At 59.2% G+C, this 21,481-nt stretch carries 14 protein-coding genes; 4 read left to right on the top strand and 10 right to left on the bottom strand.

The features are described from left to right. Positions 1-39: 39 nt before the first annotated feature. The 5 genes from AAE514_RS15085 to AAE514_RS15065 all read right to left on the bottom strand — a co-directional run bounded on the left by AAE514_RS15085 (position 40) and on the right by AAE514_RS15065 (position 9,319). Complete coding sequence (locus AAE514_RS15085; protein ID WP_347332384.1) at positions 40-2,820, bottom strand: DUF349 domain-containing protein; 2,781 nt, start codon at positions 2,818-2,820, stop codon at positions 40-42. Between the two features lie 94 nt (positions 2,821-2,914). Continuing rightward, the gene (locus AAE514_RS15080) at positions 2,915-4,018 is read right to left on the bottom strand and encodes a phosphoribosylaminoimidazolesuccinocarboxamide synthase (RefSeq protein ID WP_347332383.1); all 1,104 of its coding nucleotides are present in this window, start codon (positions 4,016-4,018) and stop codon (positions 2,915-2,917) included. A 109-nt stretch (positions 4,019-4,127) separates the two neighbouring features. Next, a complete protein-coding gene (locus tag AAE514_RS15075; protein ID WP_347332382.1) occupies positions 4,128-5,135 on the bottom strand; it encodes an LLM class flavin-dependent oxidoreductase in 1,008 nt (335 codons plus the stop codon). A 648-nt stretch (positions 5,136-5,783) separates the two neighbouring features. Next, entirely contained in the window at positions 5,784-8,831 is a 3,048-nt protein-coding gene (gene ydiJ, locus AAE514_RS15070; RefSeq protein ID WP_347332381.1) for a D-2-hydroxyglutarate dehydrogenase YdiJ, read from the bottom strand. Between the two features lie 77 nt (positions 8,832-8,908). Continuing rightward, the gene (locus AAE514_RS15065) at positions 8,909-9,319 is read right to left on the bottom strand and encodes an MAPEG family protein (protein WP_347332380.1); all 411 of its coding nucleotides are present in this window, start codon (positions 9,317-9,319) and stop codon (positions 8,909-8,911) included. Positions 9,320-9,605: 286 nt separating this feature from the next. On the opposite strand from AAE514_RS15065, the gene fabV reads away from it, so the two are divergent. The 3 genes from fabV to lpxL all read left to right on the top strand — a co-directional run bounded on the left by fabV (position 9,606) and on the right by lpxL (position 12,929). After that, complete coding sequence (gene fabV / locus AAE514_RS15060; RefSeq protein ID WP_347332379.1) at positions 9,606-10,790, top strand: enoyl-ACP reductase FabV; 1,185 nt, start codon at positions 9,606-9,608, stop codon at positions 10,788-10,790. A 260-nt stretch (positions 10,791-11,050) separates the two neighbouring features. Then, entirely contained in the window at positions 11,051-11,941 is an 891-nt protein-coding gene (gene yihG / locus AAE514_RS15055) for a 1-acylglycerol-3-phosphate O-acyltransferase, YihG family (protein WP_347332378.1), read from the top strand. 73 nt (positions 11,942-12,014) lie between these two features. Then, positions 12,015-12,929: an LpxL/LpxP family Kdo(2)-lipid IV(A) lauroyl/palmitoleoyl acyltransferase gene (lpxL, locus tag AAE514_RS15050; RefSeq protein WP_347332377.1), complete on the top strand. Its 915-nt coding sequence runs from the start codon at positions 12,015-12,017 to the stop codon at positions 12,927-12,929. Positions 12,930-13,027: 98 nt separating this feature from the next. On the opposite strand, the gene AAE514_RS15045 is transcribed toward lpxL, so the two are convergent. Next, positions 13,028-13,870 carry a 6-pyruvoyl trahydropterin synthase family protein gene (locus tag AAE514_RS15045; protein WP_347332376.1) on the bottom strand — a complete coding sequence of 281 codons (843 nt, stop codon included), beginning with the start codon at positions 13,868-13,870 and terminating at the stop codon, positions 13,028-13,030. Between the two features lie 102 nt (positions 13,871-13,972). Further along, positions 13,973-16,057, bottom strand: coding sequence for an FG-GAP repeat protein (locus AAE514_RS15040; protein WP_347332375.1), 2,085 nt, complete (start codon positions 16,055-16,057; stop codon positions 13,973-13,975). Positions 16,058-16,366: 309 nt separating this feature from the next. Here AAE514_RS15040 and AAE514_RS15035 point away from each other — a divergent pair, with 309 nt between their 5' ends. Continuing rightward, on the top strand, positions 16,367-16,765 hold the full coding sequence (locus AAE514_RS15035; protein WP_347332374.1) for a hypothetical protein: 399 nt from the start codon (positions 16,367-16,369) through the stop codon (positions 16,763-16,765). A 31-nt stretch (positions 16,766-16,796) separates the two neighbouring features. Here AAE514_RS15035 and metE read toward each other — a convergent pair whose 3' ends face one another. The 3 genes from metE to ligD all read right to left on the bottom strand — a co-directional run bounded on the left by metE (position 16,797) and on the right by ligD (position 21,434). Further along, positions 16,797-19,280: a 5-methyltetrahydropteroyltriglutamate--homocysteine S-methyltransferase gene (metE, locus tag AAE514_RS15030; protein WP_347332373.1), complete on the bottom strand. Its 2,484-nt coding sequence runs from the start codon at positions 19,278-19,280 to the stop codon at positions 16,797-16,799. A 164-nt stretch (positions 19,281-19,444) separates the two neighbouring features. After that, the gene (locus AAE514_RS15025; protein WP_347332372.1) at positions 19,445-20,176 is read right to left on the bottom strand and encodes an SRPBCC family protein; all 732 of its coding nucleotides are present in this window, start codon (positions 20,174-20,176) and stop codon (positions 19,445-19,447) included. Between the two features lie 280 nt (positions 20,177-20,456). Beyond that, positions 20,457-21,434, bottom strand: coding sequence for a non-homologous end-joining DNA ligase (gene ligD, locus AAE514_RS15020; protein ID WP_347332371.1), 978 nt, complete (start codon positions 21,432-21,434; stop codon positions 20,457-20,459). Between the last annotated feature and the right edge of the window lie 47 nt (positions 21,435-21,481).

Here is a 21,481-nt window from a genome sequence, read left to right as displayed (position 1 = left end):
CGCGTTTTTACGCTTTCGCCGATAAAAAGGGCGCCTTGATCAGTCCTCCAGGTTGGCTTGGAAGCGAGCTAGGAGTTTGGAGTATTCCGGGTCGGCCACGCCGCCCACGCTTAGCCATTCCTGTAGGAGTTGTTCGGCGGTGTCCTGTTCCTTGCCCAGCCCCTGCTGCAGTTGCTGCATTTGATGTTCCATACGCAGCGCTTTATCTTCTTCCGGCGTTTCCCGCCCGGTGAGAATTTCAGCACGAATGCAGAGCAGGCGCAGCCGCTCCAGGTTGCCTTGCTGCTCGGTCGGGGTAAGGTCCTCTATGTGTTGCAAGCGTTGCTCGAGTTGTTCGCGGCTGTTGCCCGGCCACTGCTCAACGGCTTCCATCGCTATTTCCGCCTCTTCCCGAGCGGCCGTGGTGCCTCTGTCTTCCAGGCTGGCCAGCTCCAGGGCGCGCACCGCCTCGGCGGCGTTAAACAACTGCTGACGCTGGCGTTCACGCGCCTGGGAATGGGCCTGGCGTCGCTTCTGGTCCAGCCCCTTCAGCGTTTTCTGCCAATCGTCGTTAATGCCTTCCATCTGGGCGCGGGGCAGGGGCCCCAGGTTACGAAACTCGGTTTTCAGCGCTTCAATCTGGCCGCGAACGGCGCCGCTTTGGGCTTCGGGCTCGAGTTGTTTCAGTTGTGCGATCAGCTCCTGAGCCCGATCGGCATTGGCCTGGCGTTCCTGGTCGGCGGCCTCAAACTGTTCCTGGCGGCGGGCAAAAATGGCATCGCAGTATGCGCGGAATTGTTTCCATAGCGCCTGGTCTTCCCGAGGGCGGCACTGCCCCACTTCTTTCCATTGCGCTTGCAACTGCTTGGCCCCTTCAATGGCCTGCTGAAGATCACTCAGTTCGCTGAGCTCTTTTGCACGGGCGACCAGCGCTTCCTTGGTGGCTCGGTGGGCCTCGTAGCCTTCGCTGAGTTTGGCGTGCAGCTGTTCCATTAGGGGCTCGAACCGCCCTTCCTGGGCCTTGATGGCCTGCCGGGGGACCGGCCAGGCGTCGCGCCACTCCCGGCGGGCCTGCTTCAATGTATGTTCGACGTCTTTCCACACCGGGGAGTCCCAGTGGTAACCATCGAGGTAAAGCTGGACCTGTTCGATCAGCTCTTCCCGTTTGGCCTGGTTGGCTTCGCGCTCGCGGGCCTGGGCTTCAAAAAACTCCTTGCAGGGCTCGAAAGCCCGGTGAGAGGCTTCCTGGAACTGGTGCCACAAGTCTTCGTCGTGGTGGGGGACGCCTTTGCTGACTTCGCGCCAGTCGTCCTGCAAGTGATGAATTTTCCGGGCCAACTCCTCCGGGTTCATCTGGCTTTTTTCCAGCGCCTCCATGGAGCGGATCAGTGCCTCTTTTTTCGGAGTTACTGCGAACTCGTGCCAGTCGCTCAGCCGCTCAATGGCCTGATCCAGCTCTTCGAGCTTGCCGCTCAGGTGGGCGGGCACGTGGTCGACGCCTTCTCGCTTTTCCTGGCTGGCCCGATGCAGGCCACGGGCACGGCGAACCTGTCCGCGTTGGGCGGCGCTTAACCCTTGGCGCACCAACCCTTCCAGTTCGCGCTGTTGCTTCCGTTGGGCCTGAAACTCCGCCTGCTCGGCCTCTTCCGCTTGTCTGAGTTCGTTGAGGACGGTGGCAATGGCCTCCGGGGCGTCAGGCCACTGGCGAGCGCCTTTCAGCAATTGTTTCAGTGCCTGGCGAGCCTGCTGCCGTTGGTCGGCCTCTTCACTGTGCCAACGCTCCAGCCAGTCGGGCAGGGCGCCTTTTTCGCGCAGCTGGCTCAGAAGTTCGGAGGCTCGGGCGTGTTCACGCTCGACGCGGCTTCTCGCCTTGTCGGAGAGCACCTCGCGATCCAACGCTTTTAGTGAATCGGACAGGCTTTGCAGTTGCTCGTCCCACCGGGCTTCGTGAAGTTGCTCGGCGGTGGCCTGATAAAGTTGTGCACGCAGCTCGTGGATCTCGCCTTCGAGTTTTTCCGCCCGGGCTCGACGCTCGGCTTTCTCTGCCGCTTCGGCTTCGGCCTGGGCAGCCAGTTGGGCTTGTTCGGCGGCGCGCTCGGACTCGCGCTGGCGATAGGCGTCGAACGCGTTCTGGTAGCGCTGCTTCAGCGGCTCGGGCGGCTCCACGGATAAATCGCGCCAGTCCTGCTGAAGTTTATCGAGTTTGGCGTCAAACTGAGGGTCATTTTCCGCTTTCAGTAGCTGTTCCAGTTTTTGGCAGATGACCAGCGCTTGGGCCTCGGCCTCGGCCCGGCGAGCATCTTCGGCCTTGAATGCCTCGAGCCGCTGCTTGGCCAGTTTGTACACGGTTTTGTCTCGCCCTTGGGCGGCCTTCTGGAGCTGTTCCAGCTCGGCGCGGGTGGTGATTTTTTCCGCCGCGGCGCGGCGGATTTGAATGCTGGCGCCGTGAATCGCCAGCTCCAACAATACCTCGGGCTCGTTAATTTGCTTCAGTACCTGTTGCCCGGCGCGGGCGGAATAGCTACTGAGCGCGAGCAATTGAGCTTCGTCCGAAACCACCTTGCCCAGTTCGTCCAACGTCAGGTGCTCTTCTTCCAACAACTGGCCGATGCGTTTGCGGGCCGCTTGCTGCAAGCGCCCTTTGCCATTGCCCAGGGAAAGGTTCAGCAGCGTCTGGTTATAGCTGAGATGGTTAAGGGCGGCCTCTCGCAGGGCCTCCTGGGTGTCACTTTGCACTAGCGCCAGTAGCTCGGATTCCGAGCGGTTTTCAAGCGCCTGGATTTGTTCGTCCAGTGAGGGTTGGCGGTTTCGGGCGCCGAATAAACGCTTCAGTGGTGCCATAGCAGTGTCAGCTCAATTATTGACTATTGGAAATCCGTGCGACTTATTGTACTCCAGCTCGGCGGTTCACAATGTGACGCTCCGGGCATTCGGGTCAGTCGATCAGGCCGTAATGGGTCCGCAGTGTGTCGATAATTTCCGCCCGAGGGTTATCCGACAGCGTCAGTGGCGCGCCGATGATTTTTTCGGCGAGCGCGACGTAAGTATCGGAGACACGCATCATTAAATCCCTGGGCAATTCGGTCCGCTGTGCCAGCGCGGTGCGCTCGCTCATGCGGTTTTTATCGAGCAGGACGTCCGGGTCACCAAAGTAGTGTAGCAGGGCCTGACGAAAGGCTTCTTTGGACTGTTCCACGATTTGGCCTTCGCGGTAGCGGGGGCCGTCCCAAATGCGGGAAGAGTCCGGGGTGCCAACTTCGTCCATGTAAATCAATTTGTCTTTTCCGTTGGTGTCACGGACGTAACCAAATTCGAATTTGGTATCCACGAAGATTTGATCGATCTTGGCCAGTTCCCGGCTTATGACGTGAAAGCCCTCTTTTAGCAGCCGTTCGTAATGGTCAATGTCTTCGGGCTGGCGAAAATTAAAGGCTTGGTAATGGCGCTCGAGGTCGGCGCGGCTGACGTTCACATCATCCGCCTCCGGCACGCCTTCCAAGCCTTTAAGGATCCCTTTTGTTGAAGGGGTCACCAATAGCTCCGGTAGTTTCTGGTCGCGTTCCAGTCCCTCCGGCAGAGTAATGCCGCAGAATGTGCGCTCGCCCTTGGCGTAGGCGCGCCACATGGAGCCGGTGATGTACTGCCGACAAATCGCTTCCACCATGACCGGTTTGGCCTTTTGGACAATCCAAACCAAGGGGTGAGGGATGTCCAAAATGTGGCTATCGGCCAAGCCTTCTTCGCGAAAGCGTCGGAACCAATGGTTGGAGATGGCGTTGAGTGCCGCGCCCTTGCCGGGGATGCCTTCCATGCCGCCTTCGCCCTTCCACAGGCATTCAAAGGCGGAGATACGGTCACTGATGACCATGATGGCCAGCGGTGTGTCGGGGGCAACCGGGTAGCCTTTCTCTTTAATTAGCCGGGCGCTGTCCGTGGCATTGAGCCAGTAAACAGAGCGCACTTTACCGCTATGGACCGGCTGGTCAGTGCGAATGGGCAGGTCGTTATTGACGGCCAGTACAGCATCGGCAAGAGGCATAAGCAATGTTTCCGGTTGTGTGTCCCAGACGAAGAGTGAGCAGTGGCCCAAAGGCCCCTCAAGCGCGGGATGATAGCAGATTTGAATCGCCAGGCGGAGCGCGCTTGCCTCAGTCGTTGGTGAGTGATGCCTTCACTTGCGCCAGAAGCTCCAGGGCGTGTTGTCGCTGGTTCGGGTCATACATATCGATGGTGAACATAAATTCATCAAACGGAAGTTCCCGCGCCAGTGCTTCGAGCTCCTCCCGAACCGTATCGGGGCTCCCCACTACGGCTAGGCCCAGGAAGTCTTTGACGGCGGCTTCCTCTTCCGGCGACCAGAGCGGTGTCATGTCCTCCACGGGTGGCTTTAGCCAGAGGGGTTGGCCGCGCAGCAGGGCCAGTATGCGCTGGTGGCTGGTGGTGGCCAGGTAGCGGGCTTCGGCGTCGGTATCGGCCGCCACCAGAGGAATGCCCAGAATGGCGTAGGGTTTTTCCAGTACCTCAGAGGGTTGGAAGTTTTCCCGATACACGTGCAGCGCTTCGCGCACCAGGCGCGGGGCGAAGTGGCCGGCGAAGGCGTAGGGTAGGCCTTTTTGCGCGGCAAGTTGAGCACTGAACAGACTGGAGCCCAACAACCAGAGGGGGACTTCGGTGCCGGCGCCGGGGATGGCTTTGAGTTTTTGCCCCGGTTTTAATGGGGCGAGTAGCTGCTGAAGAATTCCGACTTCTTGGGGGAAGTCGTCCGCCGCGCGCATGTCTCGGCGCAGGGCGCGCATGGTGATGGCGTCGGTGCCGGGCGCCCGGCCCAGGCCCAGTTCGATGCGGCCGGGGTAGAGGCTGGCGAGGGTGCCAAATTGTTCGGCAATGACCAGCGGGGGGTGGTTGGGCAGCATGATGCCGCCGGAGCCGACTTTGATGTGTTGGGTGCCGCCGGCGATGTAGCCGATGAGTACGGAGGTGGCGGCACTGGCGATGCCTTCCATGTTGTGGTGTTCGGCGAGCCAGAATCGCTCAAACCCGAGTTCGTCGGCTTTGTGGGCGTACTGGAGGCTGTCTTGTAACGTCTCGGTGATGGAACCGTCTTCTCTAACCGAAGCGAGTTCTAGTAAGGAGAATTTCTTTTCTTGGAGTTGCATACTTCGTCTCCATGGGGAGGGGGTGTAGTTGGGTCGGGCTGTGGAGGGTGCGGCCTTTCAAGACACGCCGTGAATACGTGATGTGCATGGATGCACGAATGCCGCGATGGCATGGATGCCAAAAAGCGGCCCCTGGGGGCTCGAATCGCGAGTCCCGCGCTCCACGGTCTTGAAAGGCCGCACCCTCCACAGCCCTCTGTGCCACTCCTCTAGATATGGAGTTCAGTTTCCGTTTTCTCAATGCTCAAACGACTGAATCGAGGGCGTAGCCATCCGCTGTGGTTTGAATTGCCCTTGGTGATTTGAATCGTAGGGTACGGTAAGGCGTCAGCCGCCACCTACCATCGACCCCGAACCACATTGCCGGCCGCACAATCATCGCGCCGTTACGTTTTTCTGGCAGGTGGCGGCTGACGCCTTACCGTGCCCTACATCCCGTATTCGTCGCGTCGGTGTATCAATCGGTCCAAATAAAGACATGTAAGCTCAAAGTTGGCACTGAGGCCCGGGGAGGGGTAGACCGGTTGTAGACTCTCTGAGGCATGGATGCCGATGAGAAGCCCCCAGGGATGGGTTCACGGCGGGTCTACAACCGGTCTACCCCTCCTCGGGCCGGGCTCTCCAACTATCCACTTTGGTTATAAATAATTACATCTGCGCCAACAACACCTGCAATGGGTGGGGAATCGACGCGCTGTCAATTCGCTTCGCCTGGCTGCGACAGGAATAACCGGTCGCGGTCAGCTTGCCCGCATTTTCCGGTTTGTTGACCACGTCGGCCCAAGATAAACCGTATATTTTCTTCGAGGTTTCCACATTGCTGGCTTCGTGCCCGTAGGTGCCGGCCATGCCGCAACAACCCACATCGACCACCTCGAGCTTTTGACCCAGGGCGGCGAACACCGACTGCCAATCTTTGATCGACGCGGCGGCGTTGGTTTTCTCCGTGCAGTGGGCCAGCAGGGCGAACGTATTGGGCTCCAGCAAGTCCTTGCGCGGCTCCAATTGCTCGCCCTGCTGCGCCAGCCACTCCTGAATCAATGCGACTTCTGGCGCTTCTTTGCCCAGTACTTTCTGGTATTCGCTGCGATAGGCCAGCGTCATGGACGGCTCCAGTCCTACCAGCGGAATGCCGCTGCGCGCCAATTCGTTCAAATGCCCGGCGTTTTTTACCGCGGCTTTGGCAAAGGGGCCCAGGAAGCCGTGCACGTGCAGTGGTTTGCCATTGGGTTTGAACGGCGCCACCAGCGGGGTGAAGCCCAGCTTGGTGAGCAGGTCGAGGCTGTCCAATACCATCTGAGTTTCAAAGTAGCTGGTAAAGGCATCCTGAACCAGAATGACCGCGTTGTCGCGCTCCTCTTGAGTCAGGGCGTCAATGTTCGCCGTGCTGGCATAGCGAATACGACGCTCCTGCAGGGCATTATCCAGCGACACCCCCGTGAGCAAGGGGCTGTCCACCATGCCGGCGACCTTAGCCATGATGGCCTGCATAAAGCGCGGTTTCATCAGCCCGTTGTAGAGCCAGGGCACACGGGCCAGGGTGGGGACCATGTATTCCAGTCCGCCGATAAAATAATCTTTTAGCGGACGCAGGTAACGACCGTAGTAGAGTTCCAAAAATTTGCTGCGGAAACTGGGTACGTCTACTTTGATCGGGCACTGGCCAGTGCAGGACTTGCAGGCCAGGCAGCCCATCATGGACTCGTGCACTTCGTGGGAGAAGTCGTATTCATCGCGCCTTTTTGCCAGGGTATTTTTCAGTCGCGAGGGGAAGCTTGTCAGAAATGATTGCTTGCGAGTGGCCTCGCTTTCCTCAATCGCGTTGACGTCCCGTTCTCCCAATTGCTTTAACCACTCACGCACCAGAGACGCTCGGCCCTTGGGGGTGTGGGTGCGCAAGCGGGTGCCTTTCCAGGAGGGGCACATGGCATCGTTCGGGTTCCAGTTGTGGCACTGGCCGTTGCCGTTACAGTGCATGCCTTCGCTGTAGCCCTCCCAAACCTGGACCGGAATTTTCCGATCCTGTTGGCCGCGGGTGGTGACTCCGTCAATGGTCAGCAGCTCCAGCTCCGCCTTGGGGGTGGCAATTTTGCCGGGGTTGAGTTGGTTGTTCGGGTCGAAGCAGGCTTTTAGGCGTTGCAACTGAGGGTAAAGCTCGCCAAAAAACTCCGGTGCGTATTCGGCGCGCACGCCTTTGCCATGTTCGCCCCAGAGCAGGCCGTTGTATTTTTTGACCAGGGCGACCACCTCATCGGTAATGGGGCGAATCAACGCTTCCTGTTCCGGGTCTTTCATGTCGATGGCGGGGCGCACATGCAGTACACCGGCGTCGGCGTGGCCGAACATGCCGTAGGTCAGCCCGCGCTTATCCAGGGCGGCGCGAAACTCCATAATAAAATCCGCCAGGTTCTCCGGCGGCACGGCGGTATCTTCCACGAAGGGAATGGGCCGAGCTTCGCCTTCGGCGTTGCCGAGTAGGCCTACGGATTTCTTGCGCATGGCCCAGATTTTCGCTACGGACTCCGACCCCCAGGCCAGGCTGTAGCCCATTCGGCCGCTGCTGGTGTCCTGCTCCGCGTCCAGCTGATCGGTCAGGCGTTTTACCGCCGCTTCAAGGTCTGTTTCGGTATCGGCGGTGTACTCCACCAGGTTGATACCCTGAATAGGCTCGCCGGAGGAGGAGGGCGGAAAGAATTCCGAGACGCTGTGCCAAACGATGTCGTTCATCGCCAGGTTGAGCACCTTGGAGTCCACGGTTTCGATGGAGGTGGGCTCCGCCTTCATCAGTTCGGTGGCATCCCGCAAGGCGGCATTAAAGTCTTTGTAGTTGACGTTCACCAATGCCGAGACCTTGGGAATGGGCAAGACGTTGAGCTTGGCCTCGGCAATAAAACCGAGGGTGCCTTCGCTGCCGCACAGGACGCTGTTCAGGTCAAAGCGGCCCTCGGGAGTGCGAATATGAGCCAGGTCGTAGCCGGTCAGGCAGCGGTTCAGTTTCGGGAAGCGTGCTTCAATCTGTTCGGCGTGGTCGGTGTAGATTTGGTTAACGGTGCGGTGCACCTCGCCCACTCGGTCCTCCCGCTGGCTGACTTCGGTCAGCTCGGCGTCATCCATGGGGCGCGAGCGCCAGTCACTGCCGTCCAGAAAAACGGTATGCAACTCGAGCACGTGGTCTCGGGTCTTGCCGTACCGGCAGGAGCCCTGGCCGGAGGCGTCGGTGTTGATCATGCCGCCGATGGTGGCCCGGTTGCTGGTGGACAGTTCGGGGGCAAAGAACAAACCGTGGGGTTTGAGCGCTTGGTTTAACTGGTCTTTCACCACGCCACACTGGACCCGCACCCAGCGCTCCTCGACGTTGATTTCGAGGATGTGGTTCATGTGCTTGGAGGTGTCCACCACCAGGCCGTCGGTGAGGGACTGGCCATTGGTGCCGGTGCCGCCGCCGCGGGGGCCCAGGACGATGTCACGAAACTCCGGTTGATGGCTGAGTGTCGTCAAAATCACCAGGTCGTCCACGGTTTTGGGGTAGATCACGCCCTGGGGCAGTATCTGGTAGATGGAATTGTCCGTGGCCAGCACTGTGCGGTTGGCGTAGTCGGGGTTGAGGTCGCCCTGGAAGTCGGACTGCCGCAGTGCCTCGATAAAGGCGAGGTAGCGGCGTTGGACGGGGGAGGTGTGGCGAATGCTCGGTATCATCTAGGATGTCGTGCTCTGAACAAGTGAGGCCGCCATTTTACGGGTTTGGCGTAGGTTTCTCCAATGCCAAACTGGAGTTACCCTCGGCTGCTTACCTGAAGGGCGATCAGGACCCAGATGCCCAGCAGGACGAGGTTGCCCGCCAAAAAAGCGACAAGTCTGTGCATTACGTTGTTGTAGCTCATGTGGATGAATCCGTGGATGAGGCGCAGTAGAACGAAGGCCCAGGCCAGCACCGGCGCGCCGGGCAGCCCCAGGGCTAGGGCGGTGACGCAGGCCAGGTAGAACAGAACGGGCACCTGGAAGAGGTTGTCGTAGTGCTTTGAGGCGGCGATGGCGGCCGCAGGGGGTGCTTTTTGAGCGTCGGTGTAGAGGCGGAAGTAGCCCAGCGAGGCATCGCCCCGGCGAACCGCTCGAATCCGCAAGGTGAGTAGGTAGAGTGCGACGCAGAGAGTCCAGAACATGAGGGCTAGCATGGGGTTGAGCATTGTCATTTTCCCTAGTTGAGGTTGTAACCGAGGCCATTGTGGAGTCCGGCGGGAGCGGGGTAGAGCCTTCCAAGACACGCCGTGAACCCCTCCCTGGGGGCTCGAATCGCGGGTCCCCCGCTCCACGGTCTTGGAAGGCTCTACCCCGCTCCCGCCTCAGTGCCAGATTCGAGGGTCAGTGAGTAAAACCGCCCATCTGCTGATACAATACCAGCATTTCGCCCCGGTCAAACGCGGTGGGGCTTCTGAGAGTCTAGATTGAGTTCCAATAAACAGTAGGACATTTATGATTATCAAGCCAAAAGTACGTGGTTTTATCTGCACCAACGCCCATCCGCAGGGTTGTGCCGCCAATGTGCGTGAGCAGATCGAGTATACCAAGCAGCAGGGCGATATTAACGGCGGGCCCAAAAACGTGCTGGTGATCGGCTGCTCCACCGGCTACGGCCTGGCTTCGCGCATCACCGCCGCCTACGGCTCTGGCGCCAAAACCATTGGTGTCTGCTTTGAAAAGCCGCCCACCGAGAAGCGCACCGCCTCGGCCGGCTACTACAACACCGCCGCTTTCCACGACTTCGCCGAAGCCGACGGCCTCTACGCCCACACCATCAACGGCGACGCCTTTTCCGACGAAATCAAGGCGCAGGCCATTGAGCAGATCAAAAAAGACCTCGGCAAAATCGACCTGGTGGTCTATAGCCTGGCCTCCCCGCGCCGCGTCGACCCCAAGACCGGCGACATCTACAACTCCGTGCTCAAACCCATCGGCCAGGCCTACACCTCCAAAGGTTTGAACACCGACACGCTGAAAATCACCGAAAACACCATCGAGCCGGCGACAGACGAAGAAATCCACAACACGGTCAAAGTCATGGGCGGCGAAGACTGGGAACTGTGGATCGACGCCCTGAAAGAAGCGGACGTACTGGCCAAAAACTGCCAAACCACCGCCTACACCTACCTGGGCGACAAACTGACCTGGCCCATCTACGGCAAAGCCACCATCGGTAAAGCCAAAGAAGACCTGGACCGCGCCTCCCTGGCCATCGACCAAAAACTCGACGACATCAACGGCACCGCCCACGTCTCCGTGCTCAAAGCCGTCGTCACCCAGGCCAGCTCCGCCATCCCGGTCATGCCGCTGTACATGTCCATCCTGTTCAAAGTCATGAAAGAACAAGGCACCCACGAAGACTGCATCGAACAACTCCAACGCCTGTTCGTCGAATGCCTCTACAGCGCCAACCCGCGCCTGGACAGCGAAGACCGCTTCCGCGTCGACAACCTGGAACTGGACCCCTCCGTCCAAACCAAAGTCGAAGAAATCTGGCCCCAGGTCACCGAAGAAAACCTGTTCGAACTGACCGACTATAAAGGCTACAACGACGGCTTCCTCAAACTCTTCGGCTTCGGCGTCGAAGGTGTAGATTACGAAGCCGAAACCGATCCGGTCGTCAAAGCGCCGTTTTGATTCAGGACGATTTCACCGGCAGTGGTCATACTGAAGAGATATAGAGAGTATCTTTTGGGTTCGGTGATCAGTCAGATATGGCACTGAGGTGGATGCGGGAAATGCCCATGGGAGACTCTCTGAGGCATGGATGCCGATGAGAAGCCCCCAGGGATGGGTTTACGGCGGGTCTCCCATGGGCATTTCCCGTAGCCACCGGTCGTGAAGCAACCACCGAAGTCAAAGCATAAATGTCTCGATAGTTTTTATAACGAAATAACATGCGACTACTTCAGCCGTTTATCGGCATTTTAAGCCTGTCACTCTACGTGACCACAGTGGCCATCGCCTTCCTGCTCATCATGCCGGTCGCCCTGGTCAAACTCCTCATCCCGGGCCTACGCCGCCCCTGCAACCAAATCCTCGACCAAATCGCCAGCGCCTGGATCGAAACCAACAGCCTCCACCAACGCCTGCTCACCCGAACCCACATCCGACTAAGCGGCGACATCGAAAAACTCAGCCGCAACGACTGGTACATGGTCATCGCCAACCACCAGTCCTGGGTCGACATCATGATCCTAGTGAGAGTACTCAACCGGCGCATCCCCTACGTCAAATTCTTCTTCAAACAAGAACTGCTCTGGGTGCCGTTGCTGGGCCAAGCCCTCTGGGCCATCGATTTCCCCGTCATGCGCCGCCACAGCAAAGCCCAGATCAAACGCAACCCCGCACTCGCCAACGAAGACCTCGAGCGCACCCAACGCGCCTGCGAAATATACCGGCACAGCCCCGTCACCATCGTCAACTTCCTCGAAGGCACCCGGTTCACCCCCGCCAAACACCGGGCTCAGGGGGAAACCTACCGCCACCTCCTGCAACCCAAAGCCGGCGGCCTGGCATTCACCCTCGCCGCCATGAACGGCCAACTTCGCCAACTGGTGGACGTCACCATTGCCTACCCGGATGGCCGCCCAAGCTTTTGGGACTATGCTTGCGGCCGGGTCCGAAACGTCGACATGCACATTCGCGTCATGCCCATCACCGACGACCTGATCGGCGACTACCCGGGCGACGCCGAGTTTCGCGAACATTTTCAGTCCTGGGTCAACGACTTGTGGCGAGAAAAAGACCAGCGCGTGGAAGCCCTCATCAATGCCCGCCAGCGGTGAGCGGGTGCAGTCAGGTTGGGGAGCGCTTATAATGCCCACCGACAAACAAGTGGTTTCCCGATACGGTTAGTCTATGTCCTCCTTTCCCCGCGAACTGTTAGTCCCCCGGCACTGGCCCTCTTGGATCGGTGCGGGTTTCTGGTTTTTGTTGTCGCAACTGCCTTATCGGCTTCAGTGGTGGCTGGCGCGGGCCCTGGCGCCGCTGCTGAAACTCAACAAGAAACGCTACCGTTACGCCCGGCGCAATATCGAACTCTGTTTTCCAGAGCTGAGCGACGCCGAACGGCAAAAGCTGTTGAACGAAAACCTGTTCTCTACCGCGATGGTGGTGTTTGAAACTGGCATTGCCTGGTTCTGGCCCAACTGGCGGTTGCGCCGACTCTTTCACGTTACCGGGCTTGAGCATGCCGAGGCGGCTAGCGAGGCGGGTCAGGGGGCGTTGCTGTTGGGGCTGCATCTGACGACGCTGGAAATCGGCGGGGCGCTACTGGGGCAGCGAGCCGACTTCGATGCGATGTACCGGCCCCACAGCAATCCGGTGTACGATTTTTTGCAGAAGAATCGTCGCGAGTCGTATGCGCCGGAGACGTTGACGATTCCGAGGGATAGCCTTCGCACGATGGTGTCGCGGCTTAAAAAGGGGCGTTTTATTTGGTATGCGCCGGATCGGGATTTGGGGGCGAAGAACAGTGTGTTTGTGCCGTTTTTCGGGGTGCAGGCGGCGACGGTCAGTGCGACGGGGAAGTTGGTGAAGATGGGCCGGGCTCGGGTGATTCCGTTTACGCATTATCGGTTGCCCAATGGCCGTGGCTATGAGTTGGCGCTGCTTCCTCCGCTTGAGGATTTCCCAACGGGGGATGAGTATGAGGATACGTTGCGGGTGAGTCGGTTTATGGAGGAGGCGGTGCGCCAGCATCCAGAGCAGTACTTCTGGGCCCAACCCCGCTTCCGCTCCCGCCCCGAGGGTGAGCCTTCTATTTATTCTTAGAGGAGCTTCGTAGAGGTAGTGGCTCCGTAGGGCAGTCCGGGCCCGATGCCGGATCCGGACTCTCTACGCAGCGAAAAACATCCGATGTCGGGCTGAGATCAAGCCTCGGCAATCGCCCCTTTGTTCATGCCTTCGAACGCTTTGACGCGAATCGTGCTGGTGGGGTACTCCGACTTGGTCACCTTCGCGATATGATCCGCGATCAGCTCCACCGTCGTGTCCGTCTCCATCAGATAACAACAACGCTGGGGCAGGGTGATTTCAAAATCCCCCTGGGGGGCGGTATACGCGAAGCGGTAATAGTCCCCTTCCTCCGAGACCAAATCCTCTTTCGTGCCCAAGTAAATATCCCGCAGTCGGCTTGCCCATTCGCCTTCCAGCGCCGGGGAGGGAATATCATCCGCCCAGATCGAAATCGTAGAACGGTGGCCGTGGGCAATGCGCTGGCAATTGCCCTCGTGCTTCTTCAAACCATGGCTGTAATGGTAGAAAACCCCCTCAATGGACTCCGTGGTAAAACTCAAATCCAGCTTGGTGCCTGCGGGGAATAGCGACTCTTTCTCCAGTTGGGCCACACACCACTCGGCCACACTCTCCCGAGTGAGTTCCTCGGTTTCCACCAGTGCAATGGCTTGGCGCGGGCAGGTTAGATCGACGTACTCCTCCCGGTCACCAAAGCGCCAGTGCAGGGTGATCTGGTCCCCGTTTTCTTCCATCGTCAGTTGCGGAGACTGGCTGGGAACCAGCAAGCGGTGGTCTAGCTCCTTGTCCAGCCAGGTTTTCAGTGCCTTTTTCACGGTGCTGAAGTCACACACCATGCCCTGATCATCCAATGCGCCCGCCAGCTGTACATCGGCCAGCCAGGTCTCACCCAGCAGGCCCCGGCGGGGGTCCAGAAAGCTGAAGTCCACGGTGGCGAGGTTATCGACGAAAAGCTGCATAATGGTTTGACCTGAGTTGAAATCGAGGGGTTTATGATACCAGTTGGATAGGGTCTGTGCAGGGGACGGGGCGGCTGGGCCGCTCCGTCTGGCTTCTCGGGATCAGTAAAGGAACACCGCGCCGGAGTCGCGAGCGTCGTTGTTGTGGCGGCCGCCGTTGATGCCGGTGGCGTCACTGTCGTCCCGGTGGCTGCCGATGGCCAGGGTGTTGCCATCCAGAGACAAGTCCAGGCTTTGGCCGAAGTTGTCGTATTCCTCCGTGGTGGGCGACTTCACATAGGTGCTTTCGCGCCAGCCGTCGCCTTCCCGCACAAAGTAGTAGACAGCGCCGGCCTGGGTGACGGAGGTGTCGGTGGCATCGCCGTTAACACCGGTTTCCGCGCTGGCCTCCCGCAGGGCTCCCACAGCCAGGTGGTCGCCGTTGGCGGACAGGCTGAGGGTCTGCCCAAAGCGCAGGTTCCGGCGGCTGTTGGAGGCCTTCAGGTAAGCGGTCTGATTCCAGCCGTTATCGTCCTGTTCAAACAGATAGACGGCACCACTGTTGGGCGCGAAGGTGTCGGCATCTTCCAGATCATAATCATTCGGGCTGGCGTCTACGCCCGTACCGCCGCTGGCATCCCCGAGGCTCGCTACGGCAAGTGTTTTGCCGTCGGCGGAAAGACCCAGGTTGTGGCCGAAGCGCTGAACAAAGCCCGCTCGAATCAGTGCCTCCTCGTAGGTGTGGCTGGGCTTGATATAGGTCGCTTGCGCCCACTGGCCTTCATCGCGGGTAAAGATGTAAACGGCGCCGGTGTTGCTGGCATCAAGGTTATTGTCGTCCCCGTCAATGCCGGTGGCGGCGCTGTCTTCCCCTTCGGCGGACACTGCCAGCGTATTGCCGTCGGCGGAAATGCCCAGAGAGCTGCCAAACAGTTGGCCCGCGCGGGTGTTGGAGGGCTTGATATAAGCCTGCTGAGCCCAGCCTTCCTCGCCGTCGTTAAAGACGTAGACCGCGCCGGCGCTGGGGGCGTCGTTGAGGCTCTCGTCACCATTGATGCCGGTGTCGCTGCTGCTTTCATACAGCGCGCTCACACTCAGCGTGGTGCCGTCTTCGGAAAGAGCCAAGCGGTGGCCGAAGGTATCGCCGGCATTGGAGGGGATGCTAATGGATTCCTCCTCCTCTTCTTCTTCCGTTGCTTCTTCCTCCGTGGGCTCTTCGCCTTCTTCATTCTCATCGGCCGGGTCGGCGTTGGAAGCCTTGATCAACGCATCCTGGCTCCAACCGGACTCGCCTCGCTTGAACAGGTAGACAGCGCCGGTCTGGAAGCCGGCGTTGTTGTCTTCTTCTGGGTTGATGCCGGTGCCATTGCCGTCCTCGAACGCGGCGCTTACGGCCAGCACAGTGCCGTTGCCGGAAAGCTCGACCCGATAGCCGAAGCGGTCATTGGTGCGAGTGATGTCTTCGCCGTCATCGTTGGTGGCGGGAGCTTCGGTATTGGAAGCTTTTAGGTAGGCTTCTTGCTGCCAGAGGCCGTCCTCCAGGGTAAACACATAGGCGGCGCCGGCGCCGAAGACGGAGTTGTCGGACTCGTCGCCATTCACGCCTTGAGCTTGGCTCGCTTCCCGGCTGGCACCCACCGCCAGGGTTTTGCCGTCGTTTGAAAGCGTGAGGCTCCAGCCGAACCAGTCGCCCGCGTCGGTATTGGACGCCTTCACAAAGCCCATGGTGTCGAGCATGGCCGCTAGGGTTACCAGTTCCTCGGAGTTTTCGGTCTCATTGCAGTCGGCGTCCATACAGGCGGTTACCTGATAGAGCGCGTCGTCCCAGTCATGCCGGTGGACCGCGATGGTATCCGTGGCTTCCGGGGCGGTGAGGTTATCCGAGACCAATTCATAGCCGCTGTTGCCGTCGGCGTTTTTCCAAAGCCGGTAGTGGTCCGCGCCCTCGACGGGGGTCCAGGAGAAGTGCAGCCGCTTCGGTTCCCTGGAGTCGAGGTTGATTGCCGGCCACTGGGCGTCGGAGATGCCGCCGCTGTTGCCTGCGTTCTCGATGCCGCCGCTGTAGCTTACGCTCGAACTGGAAGCGCTGGAGGATGAGGGGCCGTCGTTGTCATCGTCGCTGCCGCAGGCGCCCAGTGCCAGAGCGAGCAGAACGGGGAGCCAGGGGCGAAGGGAAGGGGTAGGTCCGGTGTCTCGAGTCTTACGCATGCCTTTGTGTACCTGAGATTTTAGGGAAGCCCGCGATTCTCGGCGCCTGCGGGCGCTGTGTCAAATACTGGCGCCTGTGTCCGGCGCTTGGACCGAGTTTTGGTCGATAATATCCATTCGGAGGCACTGTTTTCGTTACAGTGTGCGGGGTAGGAGACGCCATCAAATTGGAGTGGTGGCGGAAGATCCCTTGCATTGGCATTTTGATCAACTTTTATTCAAATTTCACTTGTAACTTCGACCCGGATGGGTAAACTGCGCGGCCAATATAGGTAGCCGAGGCAAGCGCCTCCTGGATTGTTGTACGTTATGCCCCATCCCGCTGTTGAATCTCTGGCCCTGACCAACCGTCTGGGCCAGCCCGTCACCCTTGGTGTTAAGTTCCTTCCCGGCGAAAAACGCGACACGCTGTTCGTCAGCGCGCCGAGGCAACAGGCCTCCAGTTTTTTTGGCAAGAACGCCGAGCCCTTTCTGGTGCAATTGATGGAACGTTTGCCCCTGGACCCTTCCAGGCTCGCCATTTTTGAGCTTAGAGGGGACCCGGAAGACCCGGAGTTCTGGCGGTGGCGCGCCGAGTGGGTGGGCCGCACGCCCATGGCGCTGCGCTCCGAGTTGGTGGGTCACGGCTCCCGGGAGGGGCTCTATGATTTACTGACCGAAAGCCACGGCAGCCAGAGGGGCGAACAGGCCCGCCGTCGGCGAGCCTGAGCGCGATCCGGGCTATATTGGTCCGGCCTTGTCAGGCGGCCTGGCTTAAACGCTCGCGCAGGCGTTTGGCCGCCGCCACCATTGCTGCCAGTGCCGCCTCGGTTTCCGGCCAGCCGCGCGTCTTTAGTCCGCAGTCCGGGTTCACCCAGAGTCTTTCCTTGGGCAGGTGTTGAGCGGCGCGCTCAATCACCTTGGCCATGGTTTCCGTGGGCGGCACATTGGGTGAGTGAATGTCATAGACCCCAGGGCCGATATCGTTCGGGTAGTCGAACCGCTCAAAGGCCTCCAGCAGCTCCCCTTGGGAACGTGAGGTTTCAATGGTAATCACGTCCGCATCCAGCGCGGCGATCGCATCAATGATGTCGTTGAACTCCGAGTAGCACATATGGGTGTGAATCTGTGTTTCATCGCTCACCCCGCTGGCACTCAGGCGGAACGCCTCCACCGCCCAGTCCAGGTAGGGTTTCCACTCTTTCTGGCGTAGGGGCAGCCCTTCGCGAAGCGCCGGTTCGTCAATCTGAATGATGCGAATGCCGGCGGACTCCAAATCCACCACTTCATCTCGCAGCGCCAGCGCAATCTGGCGCGCCGTGGTGGCGCGGGGTTGGTCATCGCGCACAAATGACCAGAACAGCATGGTAATGGGGCCGGTGAGCATGCCTTTCACTGGTTTGCGGCTCAGAGACTGGGCGTAGCGAGCCCAGGCCACCGTCATGGGGCCGGGGCGGGAGACATCCCCGTAAATGATCGGCGGCTTCACGCAGCGCGAGCCGTAGCTCTGTACCCAGCCGAACTGGGTAAAGGCGTAGCCTTCCAGCTGTTCTCCGAAGTACTCCACCATGTCATTGCGTTCGGCCTCGCCGTGCACCAGCACATCCAGCCCCAACTGCTCCTGCTTGGCAATACAGTCGGCGATTTCCTGGCGGATGCGGCTCTGGTACTCCACCTCGGATAGCTGGCCTTGCTTGTAGGCGCGGCGGTTCTGGCGAATCTCGGTGGTTTGGGGAAAAGAGCCGATGGTCGTGGTCGGGAAGAGCGGCAATTGCAGTAACGACTGTTGGGCCCGAATGCGCTGAGCAAAGGAACTTTGGCGCTGGCTGTCGGTTGCGGTAACGGCCTTCAGGCGGCCCTGAACGGCGTCATTGTGAATGCGCTTGGAGGTTCGGCGCGAGCGCACGGCGGCGTCGCTGGCAGCGAGCGCGGCTTGGGCTCGTTCGCTCGGGCTCTCTCCCAGCAGCTCGGCCAGTACTACGACCTCATCGACCTTTTGCTGGGCGAAGGCAAGCCAGCTCTTGAGTTCATCGTCCAACTTGGCTTCACGGTGCAGGTCCACCGGCACGTGGAGCAGGGAGCAAGAGGGGGCCAACCACAGGCGATCACCCAGCCGCTTGGCTAGGTCACGAAGGGTTTCCACCGAGGCTGTTAGATCGTTGCGCCAAATGTTGCGCCCGTTAATTTGCCCAATGGACAGCACTTTATGGGGCGGGAGTCGGTCCACCACGCTCAGCAGCTGCTCCGGCGCGCGTGCGGCGTCGACATGCAGCCCGGCCACCGGCAGATTGATGGCAGTGGAGAGGTTGTCTCCCAGGCCGCCAAAGTAGGTGGCCAGCAGGAGCTTCGGCGAGCGCGTCTGCAGTTGGTGGTAGCAGGCCTCGAACGCTTGCTGCCACTCGCCCGGCAGGTCCAGCACCAGAATCGGCTCATCAATCTGCACCCACTCGGCTCCCGCTTCCGCCAGGGCGCTCAACAGCGCTTGGTAGGCGGGAATCACGTTCTCCAGCAGGCTCAAACGATTGAAGTCGGGGGCTTTTTCCTTGCCCAGCCACAGGTAGCTCAATGGTCCCAGAATCACGGGCTTGGCCTTATAGCCCAGCTCCACGGCCTCTCGGGTCTCCTCAATCACTTGGCGGTAGCTAAGTTCAAAGGTCTGCCCCGGGTGAAATTCGGGAACCAGGTAGTGGTAGTTGGTATCGAACCACTTGGTCATTTCGCAGGCACTGGCCGTGGCGCCGCTCGGCGCGCGACCTCGGGCCATGCGAAACAGGGTGTCAAGGTCGACGTTGGTGCAGGGGGCCGCTGGCGCTTCGGGCTGCGCCTCGGCTTCCGGATGGCAGCAATGGGTGTCCTCGTGCCGCTCATGGCTGTTTTTTTCAGGCCGCTCATGGCTGTCTTCAAACCGCTCATGGCTGTTTCCTCCTCGCTCAGGGCTGTCCTTCGGCTGTGGCTTATCCGTTTCATTGGCGTCGTTGGCTTCGGGGCGATGGCGCACCGGTACATTGCCCAGGGTGGCCGACAGGGCCAGAACCTGGTCGTACCAAGCAAAGTCTCCGGTGGGAAGCCAGTCCAGGCCGGCGTCGGCTTGTTGCTGCCAGTGGCGCTGGCGCAGCTCCCGGCCGGTGTTCTCCAGTTCGGTCCGAGACAGGTTGCCGGCCCAGTACGCTTCCACGGCCCTTTTAAGCTCGCGATGGGCGCCAATCCGCGGAAATCCGAGATTGTGCGTTTGAATGTGGCTCATGGTGTCACCTTTGCGTTGAATGGTTTGGTTAACTAATAGCCAGCATTCTCGACAAAGTACCAACATGAATCAAACTGAGTTTTTTCAGTTTTATCATGAATGAAATTAATAAATAGGTGCGGCGACTACAAGGACGCCGCCTTCAGCGCCCTCACCTTATGGGGTCAATGCCCCGGATACTGACTGTTTGCGCCTCCTGCTGTTGAGGTGCCTCCCCCCGATTCCAACTGGGATTTTAAGTTGAGTAGATTTTGATCAAGAGAGGCGTTTTCAAGACCCGTCAGAAACTTGGCTACGGTGCCGGTCATGTTCTCGGGCGGGGAAAAGTTGAAGGCGATGGATAACTCAGTTTGCCCATTATTGCGCGGGCTAAACGCGACGGTTCCCCAGTTTGTCAGCTCAGAGTCTTCCAGCGAACGCCACGAAAGGACTTTGTTCGGGGCATCTTCCACAATTTCAGAATCCCACTCGATCGTCGGCCCTACCGGGCCTTGCGCCACCCAATGGGAGATATTTCCTTCCTGGGGCTCTACTTGTTTGATGAAGTTCATAACCCGAGGCAGGTGACGTAAGTCTTTCCAGTAGCGGTATACCTCCTCTGGAGGCCGGTCAATGATTACTTGGCTTGCCAGCCGAACATCGGATTGACCGCGGGCGTCAACCGACTTGTCCTTCTTCATCGTGGCGCCGACCGCCGCTCCAGCGAGCCCCGCCCCAAGAACGCCCAACAGCCAGGGGCTATTACTGGAGCTGTCGTCGCTGGAATGCTGAGTGCCGGTATGCCGTTTGAGGTACCAAGCTGTGCCCGCAAGTAGCCCAAGGGCGCCGACTACGCCCAGATTATTAGATTTTGACGTTGTGGGTGAGGCTGATGTGAACTCGTGTGAATTTTGCATAACGGGCCTCCGTGACGTTTGGTTAAACACTCCGATTGGATGACGCAGCTACCGTGCCAAATGGAGTGAAATGATGCGACAGTTTCTGCTTTAAAATTTTCTCTTATAGAGTGTGACTCGATAAGTTCGTGTGCGTTCGAAAGAGAGTGAGAGGTAGTCTCCCTACCGGGGGAAGAGCTAACGTTTACAGGGCGTCGATCGTACGTTGCCTTCAGTGAGCCACCACTGCCGGTCGCTGCCAGGGCGGTTTTCGGGGTCATCAGTGCTCATTCTCATTCCTTCACCTGTATTGGTTCAACATGGCTTTGGTAATGACATTCCGGGATTCCTCGTAGCCCTCCCACGGGTCGGTCTTTAAGGCACCCAGGCGTCTGCGAATATTGTTGATGTTGTACCGGTTTGAGGTGGTCTGGGTAGACAATTCGTCCCAGCGCAAAGGCGTCGCGACCCTGGCATCTTCCTGGGCGCGGGTCGAGTAGCGAGCGATACTGGTATTGCCTCGGCCGTTGCGAAGGTAGTCGATAAAGACCTTTCCTCCGCGCTTGGACTTGGCCATGTTAGTGGTTAAGTTTCTTGGATCATCCTTGGCGTGTGCCCGGGCAATAGAGTGAGAAAATGCTTTCAGTGTGTCCCACTCCCATTTTGGCTCAATGGGTATGACCAAATGCAGCCCCTTACCGCCGCTTGCTTGCAAAAAGCTATCCAATCCCAGGGCGTCAAGCCGTTCCCGCAGACCAATTGCCGTTTCGCTGATCACTTGCCAACCGAGATTGGGGCCGGGGTCCAGGTCAAAGATCAGCGTGTCGGGCTTTTCCACATCAGATATTTGGCAGCCCCAGGGGTGAAACTCTAAAACTCCATATTGCACCAGCCATACCAGTTCTGAAATTGAGCTCACATATAGGTACGAGGAGCTGCCTCCTCTCTTTTCGGGTATGGGGGTGCGCGGGACATCCTTGGCGAACTGTTTGTCTGGGTGTTTTTGAAAAAAGCAGTCTTGCTCCAATCCTTCCGGACAACGCAATAGTGACAAAGGTCGATGACGTAGGTGGGGCAGAATGTGTTCCTCTAACTCTTCATAGTATCGAGCGACATCCAACTTGGTGATGCCGTGCTCTGGGTAGAGGACGCGGTCCGGGTGAGTGATCGGTACCCCGGCAACTACCGGCGTGTTGCTTCCAGAGGTCTTGGAACCTCCTGTGTTGGAGGTGGATTTTGTCGCTTTAGGGTCGGGTGGGGCATTCTCACCTGCGCTCATCTGAACCTCCGATGCCAGTTTGTCTTCGCGCACTCCTCGAAATATCG

Origin of the sequence: Marinimicrobium locisalis (genome assembly GCF_039822625.1) — a bacterium.
Classification (GTDB): domain Bacteria; phylum Pseudomonadota; class Gammaproteobacteria; order Pseudomonadales; family Cellvibrionaceae; genus Marinimicrobium; species Marinimicrobium locisalis.
Note: the sequence above shows the minus strand (reverse complement) of the source record. Positions and strands in the feature narration are given on the sequence as shown.

Coding starts and splice junctions, on each gene's coding strand:
- AAE514_RS15085 (WP_347332384.1), bottom strand. CDS start 2,820: ATGGCACCACTGAAGCGTTTATTCGGCGCCCGAAACCGCCAACCCTCA.
- AAE514_RS15080 (WP_347332383.1), bottom strand. CDS start 4,018: ATGCCTCTTGCCGATGCTGTACTGGCCGTCAATAACGACCTGCCCATT.
- AAE514_RS15075 (WP_347332382.1), bottom strand. CDS start 5,135: ATGCAACTCCAAGAAAAGAAATTCTCCTTACTAGAACTCGCTTCGGTT.
- ydiJ (WP_347332381.1), bottom strand. CDS start 8,831: ATGATACCGAGCATTCGCCACACCTCCCCCGTCCAACGCCGCTACCTC.
- AAE514_RS15065 (WP_347332380.1), bottom strand. CDS start 9,319: ATGCTCAACCCCATGCTAGCCCTCATGTTCTGGACTCTCTGCGTCGCA.
- fabV (WP_347332379.1), top strand. CDS start 9,606: ATGATTATCAAGCCAAAAGTACGTGGTTTTATCTGCACCAACGCCCAT.
- yihG (WP_347332378.1), top strand. CDS start 11,051: ATGCGACTACTTCAGCCGTTTATCGGCATTTTAAGCCTGTCACTCTAC.
- lpxL (WP_347332377.1), top strand. CDS start 12,015: ATGTCCTCCTTTCCCCGCGAACTGTTAGTCCCCCGGCACTGGCCCTCT.
- AAE514_RS15045 (WP_347332376.1), bottom strand. CDS start 13,870: ATGCAGCTTTTCGTCGATAACCTCGCCACCGTGGACTTCAGCTTTCTG.
- AAE514_RS15040 (WP_347332375.1), bottom strand. CDS start 16,057: ATGCGTAAGACTCGAGACACCGGACCTACCCCTTCCCTTCGCCCCTGG.
- AAE514_RS15035 (WP_347332374.1), top strand. CDS start 16,367: ATGCCCCATCCCGCTGTTGAATCTCTGGCCCTGACCAACCGTCTGGGC.
- metE (WP_347332373.1), bottom strand. CDS start 19,280: ATGAGCCACATTCAAACGCACAATCTCGGATTTCCGCGGATTGGCGCC.
- AAE514_RS15025 (WP_347332372.1), bottom strand. CDS start 20,176: ATGCAAAATTCACACGAGTTCACATCAGCCTCACCCACAACGTCAAAA.
- ligD (WP_347332371.1), bottom strand. CDS start 21,434: ATGAGCGCAGGTGAGAATGCCCCACCCGACCCTAAAGCGACAAAATCC.